The sequence below is a fragment of the Novipirellula methanifontis genome (assembly GCF_052161655.1).
Lineage (GTDB): Bacteria > Planctomycetota > Planctomycetia > Pirellulales > Pirellulaceae > Novipirellula.
In genome coordinates this window covers 3509086-3530654 of record NZ_CP197418.1, presented here as the reverse complement: position 1 = coordinate 3530654, position 21569 = coordinate 3509086, and the positions used below count along the sequence as shown (strand labels likewise).

At 55.4% G+C, this 21569-nt stretch carries 19 protein-coding genes; 13 read left to right on the top strand and 6 right to left on the bottom strand.

From position 1 onward, the window contains the following. Positions 1-114: 114 nt before the first annotated feature. The 5 genes from pstC to SH528x_RS12575 all read left to right on the top strand — a co-directional run bounded on the left by pstC (position 115) and on the right by SH528x_RS12575 (position 4622). Positions 115-1068 (top strand): phosphate ABC transporter permease subunit PstC, encoded by a 954-nt coding sequence (gene pstC, locus SH528x_RS12595; protein WP_442510870.1) that lies wholly within the window; start codon positions 115-117, stop codon positions 1066-1068. After that, the gene (locus SH528x_RS12590) at positions 1065-2267 is read left to right on the top strand and encodes a PstA family ABC transporter permease (RefSeq protein ID WP_442510869.1); all 1203 of its coding nucleotides are present in this window, start codon (positions 1065-1067) and stop codon (positions 2265-2267) included. The genes pstC and SH528x_RS12590 overlap by 4 nt, the downstream gene beginning before the upstream one ends. An 81-nt stretch (positions 2268-2348) precedes the next feature. Further along, the gene (pstB, locus tag SH528x_RS12585) at positions 2349-3218 is read left to right on the top strand and encodes a phosphate ABC transporter ATP-binding protein PstB (protein WP_442510868.1); all 870 of its coding nucleotides are present in this window, start codon (positions 2349-2351) and stop codon (positions 3216-3218) included. A gap of 6 nt (positions 3219-3224) precedes the next feature. Beyond that, positions 3225-3899 carry a phosphate signaling complex protein PhoU gene (phoU, locus tag SH528x_RS12580; RefSeq protein ID WP_442510867.1) on the top strand — a complete coding sequence of 225 codons (675 nt, stop codon included), beginning with the start codon at positions 3225-3227 and terminating at the stop codon, positions 3897-3899. A 12-nt stretch (positions 3900-3911) separates the two neighbouring features. Further along, complete coding sequence (locus tag SH528x_RS12575; protein WP_442510866.1) at positions 3912-4622, top strand: response regulator; 711 nt, start codon at positions 3912-3914, stop codon at positions 4620-4622. Here SH528x_RS12575 and SH528x_RS12570 read toward each other — a convergent pair. After that, positions 4619-5197, bottom strand: coding sequence for a dCTP deaminase (locus tag SH528x_RS12570; RefSeq protein ID WP_442510865.1), 579 nt, complete (start codon positions 5195-5197; stop codon positions 4619-4621). The two genes, SH528x_RS12575 and SH528x_RS12570, sit on opposite strands and share 4 nt — an antisense overlap. 454 nt (positions 5198-5651) lie before the next feature. Between SH528x_RS12570 and SH528x_RS12565 the strand changes: the two genes are divergently transcribed. Beyond that, positions 5652-6389, top strand: a complete 738-nt coding sequence (locus SH528x_RS12565; RefSeq protein WP_442510864.1) for an LON peptidase substrate-binding domain-containing protein — start codon at positions 5652-5654, stop codon at positions 6387-6389. A gap of 281 nt (positions 6390-6670) precedes the next feature. Here the strand turns inward: SH528x_RS12565 and SH528x_RS12560 are convergent, their stop codons facing one another. From SH528x_RS12560 to SH528x_RS12545, 4 genes are read right to left on the bottom strand one after another with little or no spacing between them, the layout of a single operon-like run. Next, positions 6671-8944 (bottom strand): glutamine amidotransferase, encoded by a 2274-nt coding sequence (locus tag SH528x_RS12560; RefSeq protein WP_442510863.1) that lies wholly within the window; start codon positions 8942-8944, stop codon positions 6671-6673. Then, positions 8941-11433: a BatA domain-containing protein gene (locus tag SH528x_RS12555; RefSeq protein ID WP_442510862.1), complete on the bottom strand. Its 2493-nt coding sequence runs from the start codon at positions 11431-11433 to the stop codon at positions 8941-8943. Before SH528x_RS12555 ends, SH528x_RS12560 begins: the two co-directional genes overlap by 4 nt. A gap of 26 nt (positions 11434-11459) precedes the next feature. Beyond that, positions 11460-12347, bottom strand: coding sequence for a DUF58 domain-containing protein (locus SH528x_RS12550; RefSeq protein ID WP_442510861.1), 888 nt, complete (start codon positions 12345-12347; stop codon positions 11460-11462). A gap of 2 nt (positions 12348-12349) precedes the next feature. Beyond that, positions 12350-13342: an AAA family ATPase gene (locus SH528x_RS12545; RefSeq protein WP_442512118.1), complete on the bottom strand. Its 993-nt coding sequence runs from the start codon at positions 13340-13342 to the stop codon at positions 12350-12352. Positions 13343-13406: 64 nt separating this feature from the next. Between SH528x_RS12545 and SH528x_RS12540 the strand changes: the two genes are divergently transcribed. The 4 genes from SH528x_RS12540 to SH528x_RS12525 all read left to right on the top strand — a co-directional run bounded on the left by SH528x_RS12540 (position 13407) and on the right by SH528x_RS12525 (position 19096). Further along, positions 13407-15854: a DUF4159 domain-containing protein gene (locus SH528x_RS12540; RefSeq protein WP_442510860.1), complete on the top strand. Its 2448-nt coding sequence runs from the start codon at positions 13407-13409 to the stop codon at positions 15852-15854. A 513-nt stretch (positions 15855-16367) separates the two neighbouring features. Then, positions 16368-16517, top strand: coding sequence for a hypothetical protein (locus SH528x_RS12535; RefSeq protein WP_442510859.1), 150 nt, complete (start codon positions 16368-16370; stop codon positions 16515-16517). A 104-nt stretch (positions 16518-16621) separates the two neighbouring features. After that, entirely contained in the window at positions 16622-17098 is a 477-nt protein-coding gene (locus tag SH528x_RS12530) for a hypothetical protein (RefSeq protein ID WP_442510858.1), read from the top strand. Between the two features lie 342 nt (positions 17099-17440). After that, entirely contained in the window at positions 17441-19096 is a 1656-nt protein-coding gene (locus SH528x_RS12525; RefSeq protein WP_442510857.1) for an exo-alpha-sialidase, read from the top strand. A 197-nt stretch (positions 19097-19293) separates the two neighbouring features. Here SH528x_RS12525 and SH528x_RS12520 read toward each other — a convergent pair whose 3' ends face one another. Beyond that, positions 19294-19476: a hypothetical protein gene (locus SH528x_RS12520; RefSeq protein WP_442510856.1), complete on the bottom strand. Its 183-nt coding sequence runs from the start codon at positions 19474-19476 to the stop codon at positions 19294-19296. Between the two features lie 15 nt (positions 19477-19491). Here SH528x_RS12520 and SH528x_RS12515 point away from each other — a divergent pair, with 15 nt between their 5' ends. The 3 genes from SH528x_RS12515 (at position 19492) to SH528x_RS12505 (ending at position 21107) form a co-directional block, all read left to right on the top strand. Next, the gene (locus SH528x_RS12515) at positions 19492-20070 is read left to right on the top strand and encodes a hypothetical protein (RefSeq protein WP_442510855.1); all 579 of its coding nucleotides are present in this window, start codon (positions 19492-19494) and stop codon (positions 20068-20070) included. A 215-nt stretch (positions 20071-20285) separates the two neighbouring features. Next, positions 20286-20459, top strand: a complete 174-nt coding sequence (locus SH528x_RS12510; RefSeq protein WP_442510854.1) for a hypothetical protein — start codon at positions 20286-20288, stop codon at positions 20457-20459. A 432-nt stretch (positions 20460-20891) separates the two neighbouring features. After that, positions 20892-21107 carry a hypothetical protein gene (locus SH528x_RS12505; protein ID WP_442510853.1) on the top strand — a complete coding sequence of 72 codons (216 nt, stop codon included), beginning with the start codon at positions 20892-20894 and terminating at the stop codon, positions 21105-21107. Positions 21108-21569: the final 462 nt, after the last annotated feature.

Genomic DNA, 21569 nt, shown 5'->3' with positions numbered 1-21569 from the left:
TTGCTAAAGATCCTGCGGCATAAGGGATCTTTAGCAAGATCCACTACCTCAATGAAACTCTTGGAGAGTTTCGCCACGGAAAAACGAGCATGATTCAAACAGAAAACAGATTTCATGAGCGTGATTAACGCTACCAACGACATCACATCGATCGTCCACCACCCATCGCGGCGGCGGTCGCCGATCGCTGCACAAATCCGCGATCGTTTAGTTCGCGTGATGTTGTTTCTCAGTGCATCGTTGTCGATCGCGATCACATTCACGATCATCTTCGTGCTGTTTCGTGAAACGTTTCGTTTCTTTGCGATGGACGGAGTCAGTATCGGCAAGTTTTTGGGGTCGACCAAATGGTCGCCTCTGTTTTCAGGCGAAATTGGAATCTGGCCTCTGGTCGCGGGCACGTTGCTTGTGACCGCGGTGGCGATGATCGTCGCGTTGCCTCTGGGGTTGGTCACCGCCATCTACATGAGTGAATACGCGCCGCGCAAACTGCGGTCGACACTAAAGCCAACGCTCGAGATTTTGGCTGGCATTCCCACAGTGGTTTACGGTTACTTTGCACTCACCGTGATCACACCAGGGCTGAAATTTATTCACGAAGGCTTTAACGTTTTTAATGCGTTCAGTGCGGGTTTGGCGGTGGGAATTCTCTGTCTGCCAACGGTTTGTTCGCTCTCCGAAGATGCACTGCACGCGGTCCCACGAAGTCTGCGTGATGCCGCGTACGGATTGGGCGGGACGCGATTTGACGTTGCGACCAAGGTGGTCGTTCCAGCAGCGCTGTCAGGATTGGTTTCCGCGTTTCTATTAGCGATCGCACGTGCGATTGGCGAAACGATGATCGTCGCGTTGGCGGCGGGGGCAACCGCTCGCATGACCGCGGATCCGCGAAACGAAATTCAAACGATGACCGGATGGATGGTCCAGATGGCCTTGGGTGACGCCAGCCACGAGGGCATGGAATACTATTCGATGTACGCGGTCGCTGCCGTCTTGTTCATCATCACCTTTAGCTTGACGGTGCTTGGCAACATCGTCCGCAAGCGATTTCGTGAGGCGTACGAATGAGTCAAATCCCCGAAAACGAGAACGCGGTTTCGAAGAAGCATCGCAGCCTAAAAAATCGCCATCGACTCGATCGCTGGTTTGTGCGGTTTTGCCAAGTCACGGCACTCCTGTCGGTGATCATCTTGGCGGTCATGTTGAGTGCCGTCTTCTACCAAGGTCTACCAGGATTCAACTGGGACTTTGTCAGTTCACCACCCAGTGCGACGCCAGCGGACGCCGGCATTCGTCCTGCTTTGTTTGGTTCGATGTGGGTATGTGGCGTTTGTGCCTTGTTCACGCTTCCGATCGGAGTCGCGACGGCCATCTTTTTGGAAGAGTTCAAACCACGCTCTGTCGCGATGCGTTGGTTCCACAGTTTCATCCAGTTGAATATCAGCAATTTGGCAGGCGTGCCTTCGGTGGTTTATGGAATCATCGGTTTGACCGCGTTTGCCGGAATGTTTGGCATCATGGGGCACAGCAATGAACCGGCCTTCGAAATCGGCGCAACCTACTTTGACCAATTTGTCAGCGAAGGCAATCGAATTTTGTTGGTTCCCGCGGCCGAGTCGAACTCACCCGCTCCGGAATTGAAGCCCGGACTAACCGCGATCACCAGTTCAGGACAGCGCGTCGATGTGAACGTGATCGGTGCCAAGCAGCGATTGCCCCGCGAAGTGAACGTGCGTGCGGTGACGTTGCGTGCAGACGCCGAGGCAGGGCGAATCAGCAAAAAGACTTGGTACTATTTTCGCTTTCCGCTTGGTCGTGGTGTGTTGACGGGCGGCTTGACGTTGATGTTGGTCGTGCTGCCGATTGTGATCATCGCGTCGCAAGAGTCGCTTAGAGCAGTTCCGAACTCGCTACGCGAAGGTTCGCTGGGGATGGGAGCGACACAATGGCAAACCGTGCAAAACGTGACGCTGCCTGCGGCGGTACCGGGGATCATGACAGGAGCGATCTTGGCGATGAGCCGAGCGATTGGTGAAGCCGCTCCGATTTTGATCATTTGTGGCATCGTTTACATCGGTTCCAATCCAGGGAACTTGATGGACGATTTTTCGGTGATGCCGCTACAGATTTTCAATTGGGCCGCGCGGCCTCAAGTCGAGTTCCATGCGGTTGCCGCCAAAGGAATCATTGTCTTGTTGACATTGCTGTTGTCCTTTAACGCTGTCGCGGTGTTGATCCGCAATCGTACTTCAAGGCCGCTTTCGTAATTCGATAGAGAACTATTTTTTCGTCACCTGTGTTGTTGATTGGTGTGTGACGGATAACTCGTTTACAAGTGTATCAAACTGATGTCCGTCTCCTTAAAAAAGCTGAAGCCCGTGGTTGAAAACCGCCCTGCGGAACCTGCGGTCGTTGCCACCATGGATTCGCCCGCGATCGATTCAAAAGAGCACGCCGACGAAGCGAGCACCGCCATTCGCATCGAAGGCTTTAATGCGTTTTACGGTGCCTATCACGCGTTGCATGACATCTCGCTAGACATTCCTAAAAACCGCGTGACCGCGTTGATCGGGCCGAGCGGTTGTGGCAAAACGACATTGCTGCGATGGATCAATCGTATGAACGACATCGTGCCGACCGCCCGAGCGGTTGGCAACATTTCGCTGGGGGATCTGGACGTACTCGCCAGCAGCACCGATGTGGTCGATTTGCGGCGTCAGGTCGGAATTGTGTTTCAAAAACCAAATCCATTTCCCAAAACCATTTACGATAATGTGGCCTATGGCCCGCGACTGCACCTTCGTATCTCGCGATCCGAATTGGACGATTTGGTCCAATGGGCACTGCAAAAAGCGGCCGTTTGGGACGAAGTCAAAGATCGGCTGCATAAACCGGCGCTCGGATTGAGCGGGGGGCAACAACAGCGTGTCTGTATCGCAAGGACCATTGCGACCGGCCCCGAAGTGCTTCTAATGGATGAACCCTGTTCGGCACTGGACCCGATTTCGACCAGCAGTATCGAGGATTTGATCTACGAGCTTCGCCAGCAATACACGATTGTGATTGTGACGCACAACATGCAGCAGGCTTCGCGAGTATCGGACAGGACGGCGTTTTTCTATCAAGGACGAGTGATCGAGTTTGGCACGACAGACCAAATCTTTACCCGGCCTGACCAAAAACAGACAGAAGACTATGTTACGGGGAAGTTTGGTTAATCCATCATGACGAAACATTTAGACCGTGACATGGACCACCTGCATCGTGACATTTTGTCGCTTTCGGCGGTCGTCGAAGAAATGATCGGCAATGCCGGCCGAGCGTTACAGGACGGACGCGTCGACCTTGCCGAAAAGGTAATCCATGACGACGAAGATGTGGATCAGCAAGAGGTTGCAATCGAGGAAGAGTGTCTGAAGATGTTGGCACTGCACCACCCTGTTGCGATCGATCTTCGCCGAATTGCAACCGTCATCAAAGTGAACAACGATTTGGAACGGATTGCGGATTTAGCCGTCAACGTGGCCCAACGCGCAATCGGCGTCAAAGACTACCCACGCTTTGTCATTCCTGAGGGCGTCGGCCCGATGGTGTCCAAAGTCAGCGGGATGGTGCGAGGGGCACTTGATGCGTTCGTCAACATGGACACCCACACGGCGAAGAGTGTGATCCTTCGCGACGACGAAGTGGATGCGTTGAATGCGGATTTAATCAATCGTTTGCGGTTAACGATGCAGCAGGATGCTCAATTTGTAGCTGCCGCGCTTCACTGTTTTTCGGCAATTCGCCACTTGGAGCGTATCGCAGATCTTGCAACCAACATTGCTGAGGATGCAATTTATTTGGTGGATGGCGAAATCGTTCGTCATCTCTCCGTTACGAAAAAGATTGCTAAATAAGCTGAAAGAATTATGGCTAAAACCACTGTTTTAATTATCGAAGATGATCGTTCCTTGGCCGAAGTGGTCACCTATAATCTTCAACGCGAAGGTTACGAGGTCTACGTGGCCCACGATGGCGAAGACGGGCTGACGCAAGCACGTTTGAAATTGCCCGACGTAATCATCTTGGACCTGATGCTGCCGGTGCTCGACGGACTCGAAGCGTGCCGACGACTGCGTGCCGATTCCGCGACCAAGAACACTCGCATCTTGATGTTGACGGCCAAAGCCGAAGAGTCAGACCAATTGATTGGTTTCGCACTCGGTGCGGATGACTATGTCACCAAACCGTTTAGCGTCAAAGTCTTGCTCGAACGCGTCAAGTCGCTTTGCCGACGGGACAACGAATCCGCAGCCGTGCAATTGATCGCCAGCCAAGGCGTCGCGATTGATCCGGTTCGCTACCGAGTGACCGTCAACGAGGACGTAGTGAATTTGACACGCAGCGAGTTTCGTTTGCTGGAGTGTTTGTTACGGCAACCCGGCCGCGTGTTCTCACGCAGCGAGTTGATCGACGTCGCGCTCGGCGAAGACACGTTGGTGTTGGAACGAACGATTGACGTTCACGTTCGTTCGCTGCGAAAGAAACTCGATACGCACGCTGACGTCGTACAAACCGTGCGTGGTGTCGGTTACAAGTTCCGTGACCCAAGTGATCAACGCGTCAGCGAACGGGTCTAACGCGACTCGTGTAGCAATTCGTCAAAATTCAATTCCATTTGCCCGTCTTGATCCTCGCCACCCAATTCGCGGTACATCAAACTCGGTTGAATATCGGAACTGTTCTGATATTTGCCGGGACCGTAACCGCCGCACTCGCCTTGGACCTGCAAGTAATAGATTTGACAGATCTGCATGTTCGCATAGATCCGCACCGGTTGGACGCAGTGCATTTCGAGCGTCCATGTGCCGCAGTAGCCGACATCCCCGAGACTGCCGCCCGGATTGATGAACAACCCCAGACGCCCCAGCGAGCTGCGACCTTGGATCATCGGCGCGGTGTCCTTGGTTTCGGTGTGTTCGACCGTGCGGCCGAGGTACAACAGCCCCGGCTGCAACGTGATCCCTTCGCTGGGGATTTCCAGCCGCCGGTAGCGATTGGGCGTCGCCGCATCCAGAATCACCTCTTCGTATACCAACAACTCGTGATGCAGCGTCAAGTTGTAGCTGTTGGGATTGATTCGGCTCTCGTCAAACGGATCGATGAGGATCGTATCGTTTAGCTTTCGCTTGATTTCTTCACCCGAAAGAAGCATTGTCAATCCGTGAGGAGAGGAGTGTGGGGTGTCAGATGTCAACGACAAGGAATGGTTAATTGTCCGTGACGATCATGTTGGCGTCAATGATTTCAACCGCATCGATGTCGACCACCTGCGGATATTTTCGTGCACGCTGACGGATACGTGGCTTTTAACACCCCCCCCAAGGTCCCAACATCTGCCCTTGAATTTCACCTAGAATGAAGCAGCAGGCGAGAGTTGTAGAAAAAAAGCCGCTATTGGTGATAAAATGTGCGTAGCGAAACTCGCCAAGAGTTTTGGTTGGAGCAGAGATCCACGAAAGTCGTCGCGACTTTCGCTACTGGACTTTCGCTACTGGACTTTCGCTACTGGACTTTCGCTACGGCAGATGTAGCGTGCGTCGCAGACACAATACGCTAGGCAGCTCGTCGGACAGGGGCTCGTACACAGGAAAAGGTGCGAATAGCAGATGGATAATTTAGACGATGTGATTCAGTTGCCAGACGATTTTGATGGTCGGGTCCGTCTGTTTCCGTTGCCCGAGCTGGTGATGTTTCCGCATGCGATGCAGCCTTTGCATCTGTTTGAGCCTCGATATTGCGAGATGCTTCGCGAATCGCTGGCCTCAGATCGCTTGATTGCGATGGCGACTCTGACGGGGGGCATCGCGGTGATGCCCAATGAGCAACCGCCGATCGCCACCACGATCTGTATCGGCCGGATCGTGTCTCACGCCGAATTGGAGAACGACCAGCACAATATTTTGTTGGTCGGAGTAAAGCGGGCCATTATTACTCGCGAAGTCGATGCAGGGCGTCCGTTTCGCATCGCGGAAGTCGACGTACGCTCGGATTTCTATCCGCCGATTGGGGCGGAGCATCGAACTCAGCTGAAAAAAGAATTGCTCGAGGCCTTTGCGACCATCATCCCGGCGAGCAAACAGGCGTCCAAGAGTCTGCATGAATTGATGGCCGGTCAAATGGGACTCGGCCCCATTACCGACATCATCTCGTACACGCTGCCGTTTGAAATCGAAGCCAAGTTGCGATTGTTGGCGATCGCGGACGTCGATGACCGGGCCGCGGAATTAGTCCGTTTGCTTCGCAGCGGCAAGGTGAATCTGCATACGGTCTCCTCCGAAGAACAGGACGGCGATTGCCGTTCACAGGGCGATGAGCCGTTCCCCCCAAAATTCAGCATGAATTAACGTCGTTGATCGCTCGCGCGATCAAAACGTGAAGCTAGGCAGGTCAATATGAGTCATTCCATATAATGATCTGAGCCGACGGCGCTAGCCGCGGGCAAGTTTCCTGCAATATTAGCGGCCCGCGGCTAGCGCCGTCGGCTCACAAATGGATCGACGTTTCACCGGTATATACCGAACGACCTGCTTAGTACCAAAGCTACCAATACAACCCACCTCAGAATTTGTTGCAGTAGCTGAATCCGTTCCGCTGCTCGCCAAGATCGCGGAGCGATCAGCGACGATCACACTAATCCCCATCGTCGTCGCAAATACCATTCGATCGATAGCGCTCCGGCGAATAGTACAAACAGAAGCCAGCCGCTGATGGGATCGTCGCCCAGCGTTCGCTTCTCGACTACGGGAGCCTCGGCTTGATGGCGACGCTCAGCGATCCGCTGGACTAGCTGGCCGATTTCCTCGTGCGAAAACGCAGCTCCGCCGTGATCCTTCGTAATCTCGGCCAATTGTCGCAAGTAACCTGGGTCGGCCATCGGCATCAACATTTCGCGGCTCTGGTCAATCACTTGGAATGCCAAGGTTTCCGGTTTGATTTTCGAATCGTTATCGGCCGGGCCGACTTTCAGCCGGTAATAGCCAGGCGCTAAATTGGGAATCATACCCGCGACCGTTTGCTCACCGGCCTGCATTGAGCTCGCAGTGTCGGTGATCGCCGTGACTCGATTGTTCTCGTCGATAACCTCCGCCGTCAATTTGACCGTCGTCGGTTCGTCTGCTACTGAACTCAATCGAGCTCGAAATCCGGTTTCGGATTCGTTGGCGAATCGTCGCGAGTCCAGCTCGATAAAAATGCGATCCCCCGAGTCCTCTTCGCGCGAAAGCAACCACAGTGCCAGTTGACGCCAAAAACGACGATAGGCTTCGCTGCGGCCTTCACGCCACCAACGCCATGTTGAATCAAACGCGACCGCGGCGGTCCGCCCGCGTCCGTATTCGCCGACGACCAACAACGGATCTTTGTCGGCCGTTTCAAGCAACACTTGCACGCCGGGTGAAACTTTGGGCCCGACGAAGCGGTTCGCACCTAACAAACTCGGCAGCGACGCCCACGTTTTGTCAGGATCCTCGCCGCCAATATTGGTGATCGGATGCGAGCGTGATCGGTTGACCGTGATCGGACCTGGGATCTGCAAACGCAGATTGTCAACGTCGTTGGATTGAATCGAAACACGACGCGACGCGTCCATTTGCACCGGCAATACATCCGCCAAAGGCGAGTTGGCATAGCCGCCAGCGTCATAATTGTGGAAGCCGCCCAACATCACCAACCCCGCTCCTTCGGACACCGATTGAGCGAGCTGTGTCAATTGCTCGCGACCAATCGCGTCGGCATCCAAATCGCCGATGATATAGATGTCGAATTTGCCTTTTTGAAACCAATCACGCAACCCGATCGGCCACCGTGCTGCGGTGTCGCTCGGGATCCACTGATAAGTCAGGTCGAGATCGGGAAACCGTCTCAGGGCACTTCGCAGATACGTTTGCTCTACCCGCGACGTACCTTCGAGAAACAAGATCCGGCCGCCACCTTCACGCACATTCACAAACGCGGTTTGCAAATTATTGGACGTCACCAGCTCGCCTTCGACGGGATCGACTTCGACATTCAATCGATACACGCCCGGTGCGGGAGCGACGACTTGCAGCGACATTCCTTTAACCTCGCTTGCTTTTTCGGCAACGATTTGCCGCTCTGCTGCGACCGTCGAGTTTCCTTTTTCATCGATCCAGCGGACACGCAGCGGTACCTCGGTCCCAGCCAGGCCTCGCAATTGCACTTGGAAATTGACGTCGAATTCGTTCTTGGCAAAAAGCTGGAAACTCTCGGGCAACGCGTCGATCCCGGCATCGCGGTTAGCCGCTTGGCCTCCGGCCGGTCCGATTGGGACGGTCCACAGTGGGACGCCCCATGTTTTCAACGTCTGAGCGATCCGCTCGGCTCCGGCACCATCGATCGGCGCGGTTTGGGCGCCATCGCCCATCAATACGACTCCGGCCAGCGGTTGCCCTTGAGCCGCCGCGATCGCCGCAGTCGCTGCGGACGCCAGGTCCGTCAAATCGCCCTCGGGTGTGCGGTCGTCCAGCGCGGTCGGAAGTGCGTTGTCCAATTCTGTCGCTGCTTTGTCGTATCCGAGTAAGCGGACGCTCATCGATTCGTCGAGCGACGCAACGCCGCCGGCGAGTTCACGCCACGCTTGTTGCTGATGCGTCCAGCGATCGGCGCGATCGTCATCGGGAAACGTCATGCTCCGCGATGTGTCCACGGCAACCACCAACGTCGCTTCGGCAGGACGCGTATCGGTCTGGACAAATCCAGGCCGAAAAATAGCCAGCATTAAAATAAACGCGGCAAGGAAACGAAGTCCAATTAACCAACGACGCTGCTTCGGATTGTCCGTTGGCGGCGTCACCAACACCAAAACGGCAACGACTAGCAGCGAAACCAAAATGGCAACGACGACAGAATCATAGATCGGCTCGATCAAAAACGAACTCACGCGGTGGCTCCCGCAGCAGTGGACGCTTGCTTGATCGAGGATCGGCCACTATCGCGTTTTCGATAGAATCGATTTCCCAAAATCTGTTCCAGCAAAAACACGACTAATGCTAATAACATCGCCGGTGAATGCAGCGAAACACGTTGACTGTCCTGGTCGCCACGCAAATCGATCTCTTCGCGGTCGGTAACCAATTGAACATGGTCACTTGCAAACGCGTTGAGAAGCGTCTCGGAATCGACGCGAGCGAGACGGGTGGCGGTATCGGCAATGTTCGCTGAAAAACCGGTATGCAGTCCTGGCCCGCGAATCCAATAAGTTCCCGGAGCGTTGATGTTGGTCACCGTGAATTGTTGACTGTCGATATCGACGTCGATCGGAATCGAGCTGGTGTCCCCCGGCGGATACAGTTGGTAACGACGCGTTAATCGCTCGCCGGCGGGCTTCGAATCGGCACTGTTGACCATTACGACTCGACCACTGGACCCCGCCGCAGATGCATCCGACGAAGCGAGGTTGATGGTGTGAGGTTGGCCGACCAACGTATCACGCAATCCCGCCGAACGCTCCGTCAAGTAATCGGCGAGCTCGCGAACCAACAAGAAAGCAGGCCATGCGTCCGTACCGCTGAACAGTTCGTTCCAGCGGCGAGTCGCATTGGCCAGTGCAGGCAGCGGCGTCGTCATCATCACAACGCGGCTGGGCGTATCGGCATCCTCGTTGGCCACCTCGACAATCGCAGCGTGCTCGGTGCCGGCGAACTGGGCCAATCGGCGGAGTTTCACTTTGTCTTGCGTTCGCGTTTCGACTTGCCAATATTGGGCAATGCGAAATTGGTTCCATGGCACCCCGCCGGCAATGTTACTGAGCGGAGCGAGCAGCGGATGCGACTGATTCAGCGGTTGTAAAAACGTCCCCGGCTCGGGCACTCGCCAACGACGGACGCGTCTCGGCCATGTTGCAGATGCCTCGGATGTCGTTTCGGCAGCCGGCCCTAGCGCGACAAAGACGCCGCCTCCACGTTGAATATATTGGGCAAGTTGAGGATCCTCGAGCGCGCGATTGGGCGGGTCCAATAGCATCACGGCATCAAAGTCAGCCAGTCGGACGACGGCAAAATCTTGATAGCGAATCGATTCGACGCGGTATTCCGCATTCGGGTCATCGATCATCAACGGCGCGGTGATCGATTGGCCCAGCACGCGAGCTTCTTCGTCACTGTCGCTGACGATTAAGACGGGGGACGACGGCAACACCTCGATCGAAAAATAGCGAACGTTATCCAACGCGATCGAATCGTCACCGACCAAGCGAATTTGCCCGTGGTGCGTCCCCACTTGCATCGGCGGCACGGCCAACAAAACCTCGGCCGTCCCGCTGCCACTGAGACGAACGTTCGTACGATCCACACTTCGCAGCTCTGGCCGCTGGATTTTGCCATCGCGGATGACGGGCAATGCAGGATCAGTGTCGTACATTTCCAATTCGGCCGTAATCGATTGGCTCTTTTCGTTCACGTTGCCCGCGATCCCCACGCGTGCGGAAACCGACACCGACGTCGCGGCGGGCGGCGTCAGATCGGAAACTTGCAGTGAAGAAACGAATCGATTCGTACCCGCAAAATCTCCAAGATCGACCAACGTTAGATTGACGACGGGTTCCGTCTCCAGCAATTGCTGGGTACTTGCGTCGTCGATCGCCTCCTGCCAACTCGATTCACTGAGGTCGCTGATCACGATCACAGCCCGCGCAGTGAGATCGCTCGATTGAACCAAGCTAATCGCCGCGGCGATACGGCTCGTGATCGGCTGAGTCACCGCCAGCGGTTCAATTTGCTCGATTTGCGATAACGCACTCGCACTGTCCAACGCAAACGTTGCCGGGCTCGGCGAGCGATCGACCACCGCAATCCGGCTGCTGCGTGGCACGCGAGTTACGATCCATTCGGCCAGCGACTCGATCCGCTGCATCCGATCGTCAGCACTGGTTTGCCAGCTGGACGTTGCCGAATTGTCGATGACAATCGCAATCGCCACCGGCGATGCGGAATCGGTTGCCGGTCGGGGACCGGTTGCATACGTCACGCCGCCCCAAATGATCGCCGACAATAATGCCAACACGGCAATGCCGGTCAACGCGTAACGCAAGGGAGGTGAAAAGCCACGCGCGATCGCGATCCCCGCCAATACCAACAAGCCTAAGCCTGCGGCGGCCACCAAGCCGATCGTCACCCACGTTAGTGAGAGCGATTGATGGATCACCGGCCTTGCAAACGCGAATGCCACTGCGGCGATCGCCGCAATCCGCAATGCCAACAGCCACCAACGACGGATTTTCAGTCGGCTGCGGTTCGTCTCGTAACGCTGAGTCAAAAAACGTAGCGACGGGAACACGACCTTCTTGGGCTCGCGCCGCGACAGAAAATGCAGCACGATCGGCACGGCGGCTGCCGCGAGACCAAGCATCAGAGTTGCATTTAAGAATGTCACGAGATTGTTTTACCGCTGGTTTCAAGTTACTTGGACTTTTGACGCTGCATCAAATACTCCGTTAACGCTTTGTCAAACGGCATGCTGGTGTCCAACGGCACATAGTCAATACGCAAATTGGCGCATCGCTCGCGATAGTTGTCGCGGAACTCTTTCAGTTGCGCCAGATAATCTTCGCGAAATCCCGTCGCGTCCACCGTAATCGTCTCGTTGGTCTCGCTGTCCTCGAACTGGACCGGCCCGTCGTAGGGAAAGTTCACTTCGGCTTCGTCGAGAATGTGAAACACGATCACATCGTGACCGCCATGCCGCAGCCGAGCGAGCGCGGAAAGCGTCGCTTCGGGATCGTCCAGTAAATCAGAAAACAACATCACCAACGAATGATGCTTCAGCATCGCAGCGACCTGCGTTAGCGACGCCGCCAGATCGGTGTTGCCCATCGGCTTCATTTGCGTCAATCGCGCCATCACATCGCCGAGATGCCCTCGCCGACTTCGCGCCGGTAATTCCGCACGTACCTTTTCCCCCAGCGTCAACAATCCCACCGGGTCTTGCTGCATCGTCATCAAATAGGTCAGCGACGCAGCCAAGCACGTAGCGTATTCGAACTTGGTCATACTCTGGCTCTCGGTGAACCCCATCGACTTCGACAGATCGATCGCCAAGTAGCCTGTTAAATTTGTTTCCGCTTCAAAACGTTTGACATAGTACTTGTCGGTTTTTGCGTAGACCAACCAATCAATTAGTTTCGGATCATCGCCTTGGTTGTAGCGCCGGTGTTCACTGAACTGGACCGAAAACCCATGAAACGGACTGGAGTGCAACCCCTGTAAAAATCCACGCACGACCATCCTCGCACGCAGGTCGAGTCGTTTGATTTGTTGGATCGATTCGGGGGAAAGCAAAGAGGACACGATTAGGACTTCGTCATCTTTTCCGGTTCGGGGACAGGGATGTCTTTCAATAGTCGCTCGATCACCGCGTCCGTATCCATGCCCTCGGCCTGAGCTTGGAAGTTTGTCGCGATACGGTGACGCAGGACCGGAAGAGCGATCCGCTGAATGTCGCTCGGGTCGACACTAAACCGCCCGTTCATCGCCGCGATCGCTTTACCACCGTTGATCAGGTTCTGGCCAGCACGAGGGCCCGCACCCCAATCGACCAGCTCGCGAATATATTCCGGCGCGGTTTCGTCTTTGGGGCGAGTCGCACGGACAATCTGCGATGCATAACGGATCACCAGCGGATTGACCGCAATGCTGGAAACCAATTTTTGAATATTCAAGATCGCACGTGATGACAACACCTTGTTGACTGTGGGAGTTTCGCCACGTGTCGTCGCTGTCAAAATTTGCTCTTCTTCGGCCGCCGTGGGGTAGCCGACTTTGATGTTGAACATAAATCGGTCGAGCTGCGCTTCCGGAAGCGGGTAGGTTCCCTCTTGCTCGATTGGGTTTTGGGTCGCGATAGTGAAAAAGGGCGGCGACAACGGATAGGTTTCCGTTCCCACGGTGATTTGCCGCTCCTGCATCGCCTCTAAAAGGGCCGCCTGGGTTTTCGGGGGCGTCCGGTTGATTTCGTCCGCCAGCAGGATGTTGGTAAAGATCGGGCCTTGGACAAAGCGGAAACTTCGCCGCCCCGACTCGTTTTCTTCCATTACCTGGGTGCCCGTGATATCCGAGGGCATCAAATCCGGTGTAAACTGGATACGTTTGAACGAGACGTCGAGAATTTCAGCCAACGTGCTGACCATCAGCGTCTTGGCAAGTCCCGGAACTCCCTCGAGCAGACAGTGGCCGCGAGTAAAGATTGCGGCAAGCAGTTGCTCGATCGTATCGGATTGGCCCACAATGACCTTTGCAAGCTCGGCCCGCATCGTTTGCTGATGCTGAGAAAACTCGCGTAACACGTCACCTAAATTCCGCGACGGTTGATTCGGTGAGGGGGAATTGGGTGCAGGAGGAGGACTAGTCATGATGAAAAACGTACATTCCTTTGCCGAGGTACGGGAAATCTTCTCGTCGAGTTATCTTAGACATGTATTGAAGATGACGGGAGGACGCCAAGTCGGAACGATCGTTTTTGCGACTCTTTTGTTGCTTACCGGGATGATCCGTCCTGCGTATGCTGCCGAGATTGACGCGGCCAGCGTCCAACGAGCCATCGATCGCGGGGTTGCCTATCTTCGCAGCTCGCAAAATGACCGTGGCGGATGGAACGAATATGGCAGCCAATCGTGCGGGCTGACCTCGCTGTGCACACTCTCGCTGCTCAACGCGGGTGTCTCACGCGATGATCCCGACATGATTCGAGCGATGCGGTACTTGCGGCTGTATGAACCCAAAGAAACGTATTCGGTCGCTCTGCAAACGCTGGTCTATTGTCAACTTGGGGCCGCCGGGGATTTGGATCGCATCCGCCGCAACGTTCGCTGGTTGATCGATTCGCAACGCAATTCCGGGGGGGCAGGTCACGCAGGAAGCTGGAGCTACGGCAACGGACTTGGCAATGGCGATCCGTCGAATTCTCAGTTCGCCATTTTGGCGCTCGGTGCTGCGAAAGATCGTGGCATCGACATTGAGACCAATGTCTTTGAGCAGTCCATCGCTTACTGGGAAAAGATCCAGCGTGGTAACGGCGGATGGGGATACGGACGCAGCCAACCGCCGACCGGCAGTATGACGTGCGCAGGGATCGCTTCGATGATCATCGGCCGCGATGGAACCTCCGCTGGCAGCTCGAAAATCGTCGGCGACAAAATCCAGTGCTGCGGGAACGAATCGGCGGAAAAAGATCCCGTCCAGGCGGGGCTGCAGTGGCTGGGCGATCGGTTTACCACCGAAGTCAATCCGGGTGGCGATTCGATGACCTTTTTCTATTACCTGTACGCCCTCGAGCGAGTCGGCCGGTTATCGGGGCGACGGTTCATCGGCGGCCATGATTGGTATCGCGAAGGCGCCGAACAATTGCTTGGCGTTCACGATCAATTCCAAGGGTTTTGGTCCGGAGCGGGGCCGATGGAAAACAATCGCGACATCGCAACGTCGTTCGCTTTGTTGTTTCTCAGCAAAGGGAAACGCCAAGTGGTCGCGGGGCAATTGCAATACGAAAGCCAACCGGCGAACCAGTGGCAATCGCATCCTGAGGGGCTGAAGCAATTGGTCCGGCATGTCGAGCGTGATTGGGGCCGCGATCTGACTTGGCAAACCATTATCGGCCAGCACGACAAGGGCAAGGCCGCGTCGGTCGAAGATTTGCTGCAAACCCCAATACTGATCATCAGTGGCAAAGCCTCGCTGAATTTCTCGCCTGACTTAGTCAAGAATCTGGGCGAGTATTTAGAGCAAGGTGGCACGATTTTGTTCGAAGCCGAAGCTGGCGATGGATGCGGAGACGCTTCGGGATTCGAAGCGAGTGTTCGCGAGTTGTGTGCAAAATGGTTCACCGGAGCACCGTTGGACCGGTTGCCGCCGAGTCATCCGGTGTGGTTTGCCCAGCACGAAGTGGACCCCTCAGCGATCCCATTGATCGACAAAGATTTTTGGGTGTATGGGGTTCAAGCGTGCTGCCGAACCGCCGTGTTTTACGTACCGAATTCCTTGTCATGTCGCTGGGAATTGAGTGACGTATTGTTTTCGCGCCGCGAGGTGTCCGAGCCTGTGCGAAAACAATTGGATGTCGCCGTGCGGTTAGGAGAAAACGTGATTGCATATGCCACCGGCCGCGAATTGAAAGACAAGCTGGAAAAACGGGTCGTGCTGGACGCTGAGGATGCGCCGCAGCCCTCGCGTGGATCGATCGAGATCGCGATGTTGTCATTGGGGGCGGGTGGTGAAGAAGCTCGCCGAGCGATCCCCAACGCGGCCGAGTTGATTCGCCGGCGGGTGCCGATCGACATCGTCGCGGCCGACCAACCGGTACAGCTCGGGTCGACGGGTTTGAGCGGCGTTCCGGTGTTGTGGTTGCATGGTCGCACCGAGTTTGAATTGACCGCAGGTCAGCGACGGACCTTGGCGGAATACATTAAAAATGGCGGCTTTGTGATCAGCACCGCGATTTGCGGCAGCGACGCGTTCGCCAAGTCGTTTCGCCACGAACTGGGGCAGGTGCTACCGGGTTCGGAACTCGAGACGATGCCCAGTTCGCATCGTGCGATGACCAGTGCGTACGGCGGTTTCGACATCACCTCGGTAACGATCCGCAAACCGAGTGGCCGCGGAGTCGGGCAAGCTGTCAATCGTCGCAGCGGCGCACCGCTGTTAGAGTTTGCTACGGTTGACGGCATGGCCAGCGTCTTTTTTTCACCGCTAGACATCAGTTGTGCGCTAGAGAGCCAGAACTCAGTGCAATGCCCCGGCTACCCCACCGAAGACGCAGCCAAGATCGTCGCCAACCTTGTCCTCTTCGCCCTAAACCAATAAGCAGTCTAGACTTACAGTCTGCCAATGTGGGATAGGCTTCTAGCCTGTCATCAGAGCCCCTTCCACCATGTCATCAAGCGCACCCTCACCAGTTTTCAATTTACAATTGTCAATTTAACTTTTTCAATCGCTGCCAATCGTCCTCAGCCGTCTGCTCGTTTCTCTCCTCCGCTGGCCGCATCGGCGTTAGCCCCAACGTTTTACATGGATCGGTGAGTCGCGGGCCGCAAGGCACCAAGTGGTTGCCTGTCCGCTCGCCCAGGTGAATGGTCATGTTTTAGCAAAGGAAGAATCTTGAGCTTCTTTAGAAAACTGTTCGGTCGTGAGTCAAAGGTAGTTTGTGATCCAGACAGAGCGCCGGACGCCTTCAAGCAGCTAGCACCCGTCTTTGATGAAATCGGCGCTGAAGCGATCGGATGCATCCCAGGGAACTGGACCAATGCCGTCTTGACGATTACGTGCGACGGCCAAAGGATTGACTACTCCCTCAAAAATCATCGCGGAGAGCAAGGAATGGCTTCGATCACTCCTCGTCTTGCCCAGCTTGCCGAGCAACTGTATTTATCGATGGCCTCGAAAGGCGATCGGTGGACGAAGGCGGAACTTCGATATAATCAAGATGGCGACGCATGGAAGTTCGAGTCGAACTTCTCTTATGACTAACAAGCCACTGCACCCGCGCGACGAAGCCGGGTATCTTGAAGTGCATGGTCAACCGTCGTTTGCCGGCGGGTCAGTAAATTCATTTCAGAAAGTGAGGCGGTCAGATGATGCGAGTTTACATTCCAGTTTTTTGCGGCGCACTCGTTGCTATCGTCGTGGTCGGTTGTGAAGGAAAACCGGCCAGCGTGCCTCCAGTGCCCATCGTTGCAGGGGAGCCAGCCAAGCCCGATGAGAGCGTGCCTGCTGATGCCGCCGGCGAGCCGGAACTGAATCTTGTCGAAGCCGGACGACAACAGTTGAAAGATAAATATACTCCAAGGCCGGTCTACTCACGGGCCGGCGCCATGGGAATCATCCGGCTGGTCGAAGACAATGTCTGTAAGCTCGCGGACGCGATTGTCGTGCTCCAAGACAAAGAGATCACCGATAGTCGTTTGAAACTGGAGGATGGCTACGTCTTCTTTAACGTCGGCAAGACCGGCCCTGTGAAAGTGGGAGACTTTGAATTAAAGCAGGGCGAATGCGTGCTATTCCGCAATGGGCAATTCAGCAAACTTGATATTGTTGTGGCTGTCGACTGACGCCCGCTTCGCTAGCGAGCAAGGAGACGGGAAGCGAGGAGGTGTTTGTTCGAACGGAATACTTTGTGCTCGCGTGTGTCAGGGAATCGCCGATGCAAGACAGAAAGATTGAAGCGACAGGAAAATTAGAAAGTCAGAATGTGGAATGCCTCATCTTTCTAACTCCATTTACCTACCAAATATCTTTAAGCCGCTGAAGCGATGTTGCATCCAATCAAGGTCGAGTAGGATAATTGAACCGTACGGGTGAGTTGGACGTAGCCGATTTGTGTCATCCGCCGAACACGGACATTGGTTGCCGCTACTGCGGCTAGATTGCTTGGAATGAAACTAATAACAACTATGAATATGCGATCATCCCTCCTACACATTGCACTGCTTGCCACCCTCGTCACGAACCTTGCAGCGAGCGAACCCGCCAATTCATCCGGCGAAGAAAATGCGGCTGTTGCCAAGGACGGCACCCGAGTGGTTGAGGAACCAATGCAAGGAAGGGCGATGGATTCCCCGGTCTACCTCACCGCGAACAACATGTCGATCGCGACGGGCACCCCTTCGCTGGTGCTGATGTCGAGCGGCTCCACGCACATTCCCGTTTGGTCATTATCCGGTGGCACTACTGGGCAGTCAGTCACCGGTATCGTGACTGGCTTTCCTAGCGATTGCGTCGCGGTGAAAGTTGAAATTGTTGTGACGACGACGGACAAGGCGACGAGCTCCGAGTATGAGGATGTATACAGGGTTCACCTGTCGCAGATGGTGAAGGATGCCCCGTTCACAGCTAGGTACTCTTTGGGCAAGCCCGTGCGAACATCGCTTCCCACCGCACCGCTCTACACCAGGACGATCGTTCTGGAGTCATACTATGAAATCGAGCCGGATGCCCCGCTGTCGGTGCGCGTTCAGCGGGAGCCTGGCGATCCTGACGACTCGTTCACCCGTCCCACCGGCCTGGCCATGGTCAAGGTGACGCCTCTGTACCCTCTTGCGGAGCCGCATGTCGTGCAAGACGTGAGCGGCTACAACTCGTGGCCGATGACTCAGGCAATCGGAGAGAAGCTGGTCTGCACGTACAGCCGGGGCTCGGCGCATACGATCAATGAAGACGCCCGCGCCGTATACGCTCGCACCTCCACAGACGGAGGAAAAACGTGGACGGCTGAAACCGTTGTCGCCGACACACCGGGCGCTGGCGAGGTCACCGTCGGGAAGGGGCTGGATTCGACGGGGGCGATGCTTCTCTGGGTGCGCCGGATCGGAAAGGAGCGGAAGCACGACCTCTACCGCACCACCGATGGAGTGACATTCAAGCTCTTGGCGACGCCGGAACTCGCTGTGAAACCCATGCAGATCACCGACGTCTTCGCGGTCCCCACGATCGGGCTCATGGCACTGTGGTTCGCAGGGGACTACAGTGACAATGCGACTCAATCCTGGGGCACGCTGACCAGCAGTGACGACGGTGCGACCTGGAAACAGACCCCGATCGAATCCGGACTGACCAAAGCGAACTGGCCGACCGAACCCTCCGCTGTTTACCTCGGCAATGGCAGGATTCTCGCTGTCGGACGGACGGAGACCGGGCGACCTCAATTCCAGCTGGTCTCATCCGACTACGGCGCAACCTGGACGCGGGCACAAACCAACGTCGGCGATGTCTATGCCTCCACGCCGAGCCTGATTCTGGACGCCGAAACCGGTTTGCTGAGCAACTATTACTATGAGCGTGGCAGGGGTATCCTTCGGCGCCGAGTCGTCGATCCAAACGACGTGTTTGACCATCCGCTCAACTGGCCTGCTTCCGAGGCAGTCGCCACCGGCAGTCCGATTGCGTGGGATTCGGGCAACGCGAACGCCACCGTGATCGGGGATACCCACTACGTTTCTTTCTACTCCGGTGAGGCTCCTGACACAGCGGTTCTGGTGTCGGAACTCCCGGCGCCGGCGACTGGGAATTCACATTCCCGCTCCTCACGGCCCCGAGCGGCACGAAAATAGACAGACAGATCACAAATTCTTGAATAATCTCCCGCCGAAAATCTCACAGCGGCAGGGCGCGACTAATACCGGGCGTTACTGCGAAGGCCCCCGGAACGCGGTTTGTTTTCGCCTCATCAATCGCATCGCATGCCAAAATCTAGACACCGGCTTCGTACTTGAATTAGTGGTTTTCATTCGCTCATTGGACTTATGGTTTATCGCGTGTTACGATCGGCTCGCGCATCGAAGGTTACATCCGGAGCGTAAGCCTGCTTATCGAGTGCGACCGAAACCAGTCGATGTCCGTCGGTTGCACCGGCGCGGCGGCGAGCGTCTCCGTTTGTCTGCAAGTCTTTTGCCGCCGTCCGCTGGACCGTTTCTTTGTCCCGTTCAATCATGCATCTCGCTCCATCATGCTCTGGCCGATCGTCCTGCCGTTCAAAATCACATTCTGGATTGTCGCCGGATTCGTGACGACTGCCGTCCTGGTGTCACCATTGTTCAAATGGAAACTCGGAAAGACGGTGCTGGTTTCGTTGTTCATCGGCTTGCTTGCTTTTGTCCCGATCTGTGCCGGCATCGGCTCTGTACTCGACTCACGCCGATTCGGCGTATTCCACTACGAAACTTATCCTGAAGTTCAAGATTTCCGCGTTGAACGTTACCTTCCGCCGAAGGCTCGGGAGATCACGCTCGACAAATTTGCGATGGGTCACCGTGCTAAGTATTCGATTACGCTTGATGAATTGACAGAATATCTCGACGCTCTCTGGATCGAATCCAAAGGCCGATCCGCTGTTCCTCGCGACCAACTCAACGATGGCGAATCGGAAACTAGCGATCGCTTCGACCATCGATTTGAAGGACTCGATTGGGCCATGCCTGAAACTGCGGCACACTTCCATAGCCCCGTCCAGTCGGATGGGGGCGGGGCTGACTACTTCTTTGACGCCGAGACCAACACGGTTTTCCAGCACGCTGGATACTGGTAGGTACGAGCAAACGATGAATGCGGAGGGTCGACAGCGAATTTGCAAATGGAAGGTCCACTTTAGCCGTTCGGTTAGCGAAATTTGTTGGTATGCTGAAATGAATCGGGGGGTGACAGGCGACCCATCGTTGAGCACACAGGTGCGAGCGGGCTGTAGGCGGCGACGAGCGATTTTTGACAGACGAATGTGGGACAGACGAGAAGCGGAAGTCAGCTATGGCTCGTCGTAAAACTGGAACGCCAGAAACCGGCGGTACCAGCAGCTCCCGCAAGCACACCGTAACCGTGATACGCCATCCGCTGCACCCGAGCGACGAAGTCGGGTGTATGGAAGTGGATGATCAGTCGTCGCCCTTGGCTGATCGGTACCGTAATCCGACTGACAACTGAATCGGAATTGAGCTGACGATATGACACTTACGAAGCCTGGAATCTCCGCACTTCCTTCGATGCGTCCCATTGGGCTGCACCCAATCGAACAGATGCTCGCTAGCGGCGAACTCCCAATTGAACGAGACTGTGTCCAATGTGGTTGCGAGACTAGTGAATCACTCTCTTGCGTAGTTCAATGCGAAACTAAGGGTGGAAGGCTTCTTGATCTATTTCCCAAGCCGATCCTTTTCTTGTTTGCGACCATTTGGTTTGTACCATTCATGCGACGATCGATGGAAACAAGCAATTCATCCGCGGAAGACAAGTTCATTCGCCTCAAGATTCGTTTGTGTGACCGATGCAAAAACGATATTCAATTAACGCCCCAGAACCTGAGAATACTTGCGTGCAAAACTCCGGTCATTGCAGACCTTTTCGCAGAGTTCCCAAATGCTCGCATACAAGGAAAACGCACTTCGTCATCTCCAGTGCCGGCAACATGTCCGCAGACCGAAGTCCCGAGCCAAGACACCACTTCCCGCACTGAGTATTGTTCAACATGCAAGAAAAATGTTGCCATCGATGACGATGAACGCTGCGTACAGTGTCGCTGGCCCGTGTAGCACAGATGCCGGCTTTCTTGATCAACGCAGCGACGGCGAATAACCATGGGCTCGTTTCAAATAAGGCCTCGCGTGGCTGTTGAGTGGTGGCCACTTTTGCGGACAGGCAATGTCGAATGGACGAGCGGGTGTGAAACCCGCCTGGGTTTGCGATAGCCGGTGGGTTCAGAGAGGGCGAAGGGGAGTTGAGAGCGGGGAGTAAGACAGAAAAGTTGGGAATGCGAGTCGTTGAGTGCCCTATCTTCCTTCCTCTATTTTCCTACCAAATTTTTTGTCGGCGATGTTCGATCAGTAATTGACGTTACGTACTATTGAACGCCGTGCCGGTTAGCTGAAACTGGGTCCTAAATTGGACTCTGTCAATTCGCATATTCCATAAGACATCACCGGAGCTCGCTATCGCCGCTACCGCGGCTAGTGTGGTGTCTAGGTGATCGAAACCCCATGCTTACGCATGGGGCTAAGTGCTGCCGCCGCTCGCGCGGCTCGAAGAGAAGCAGAGGGG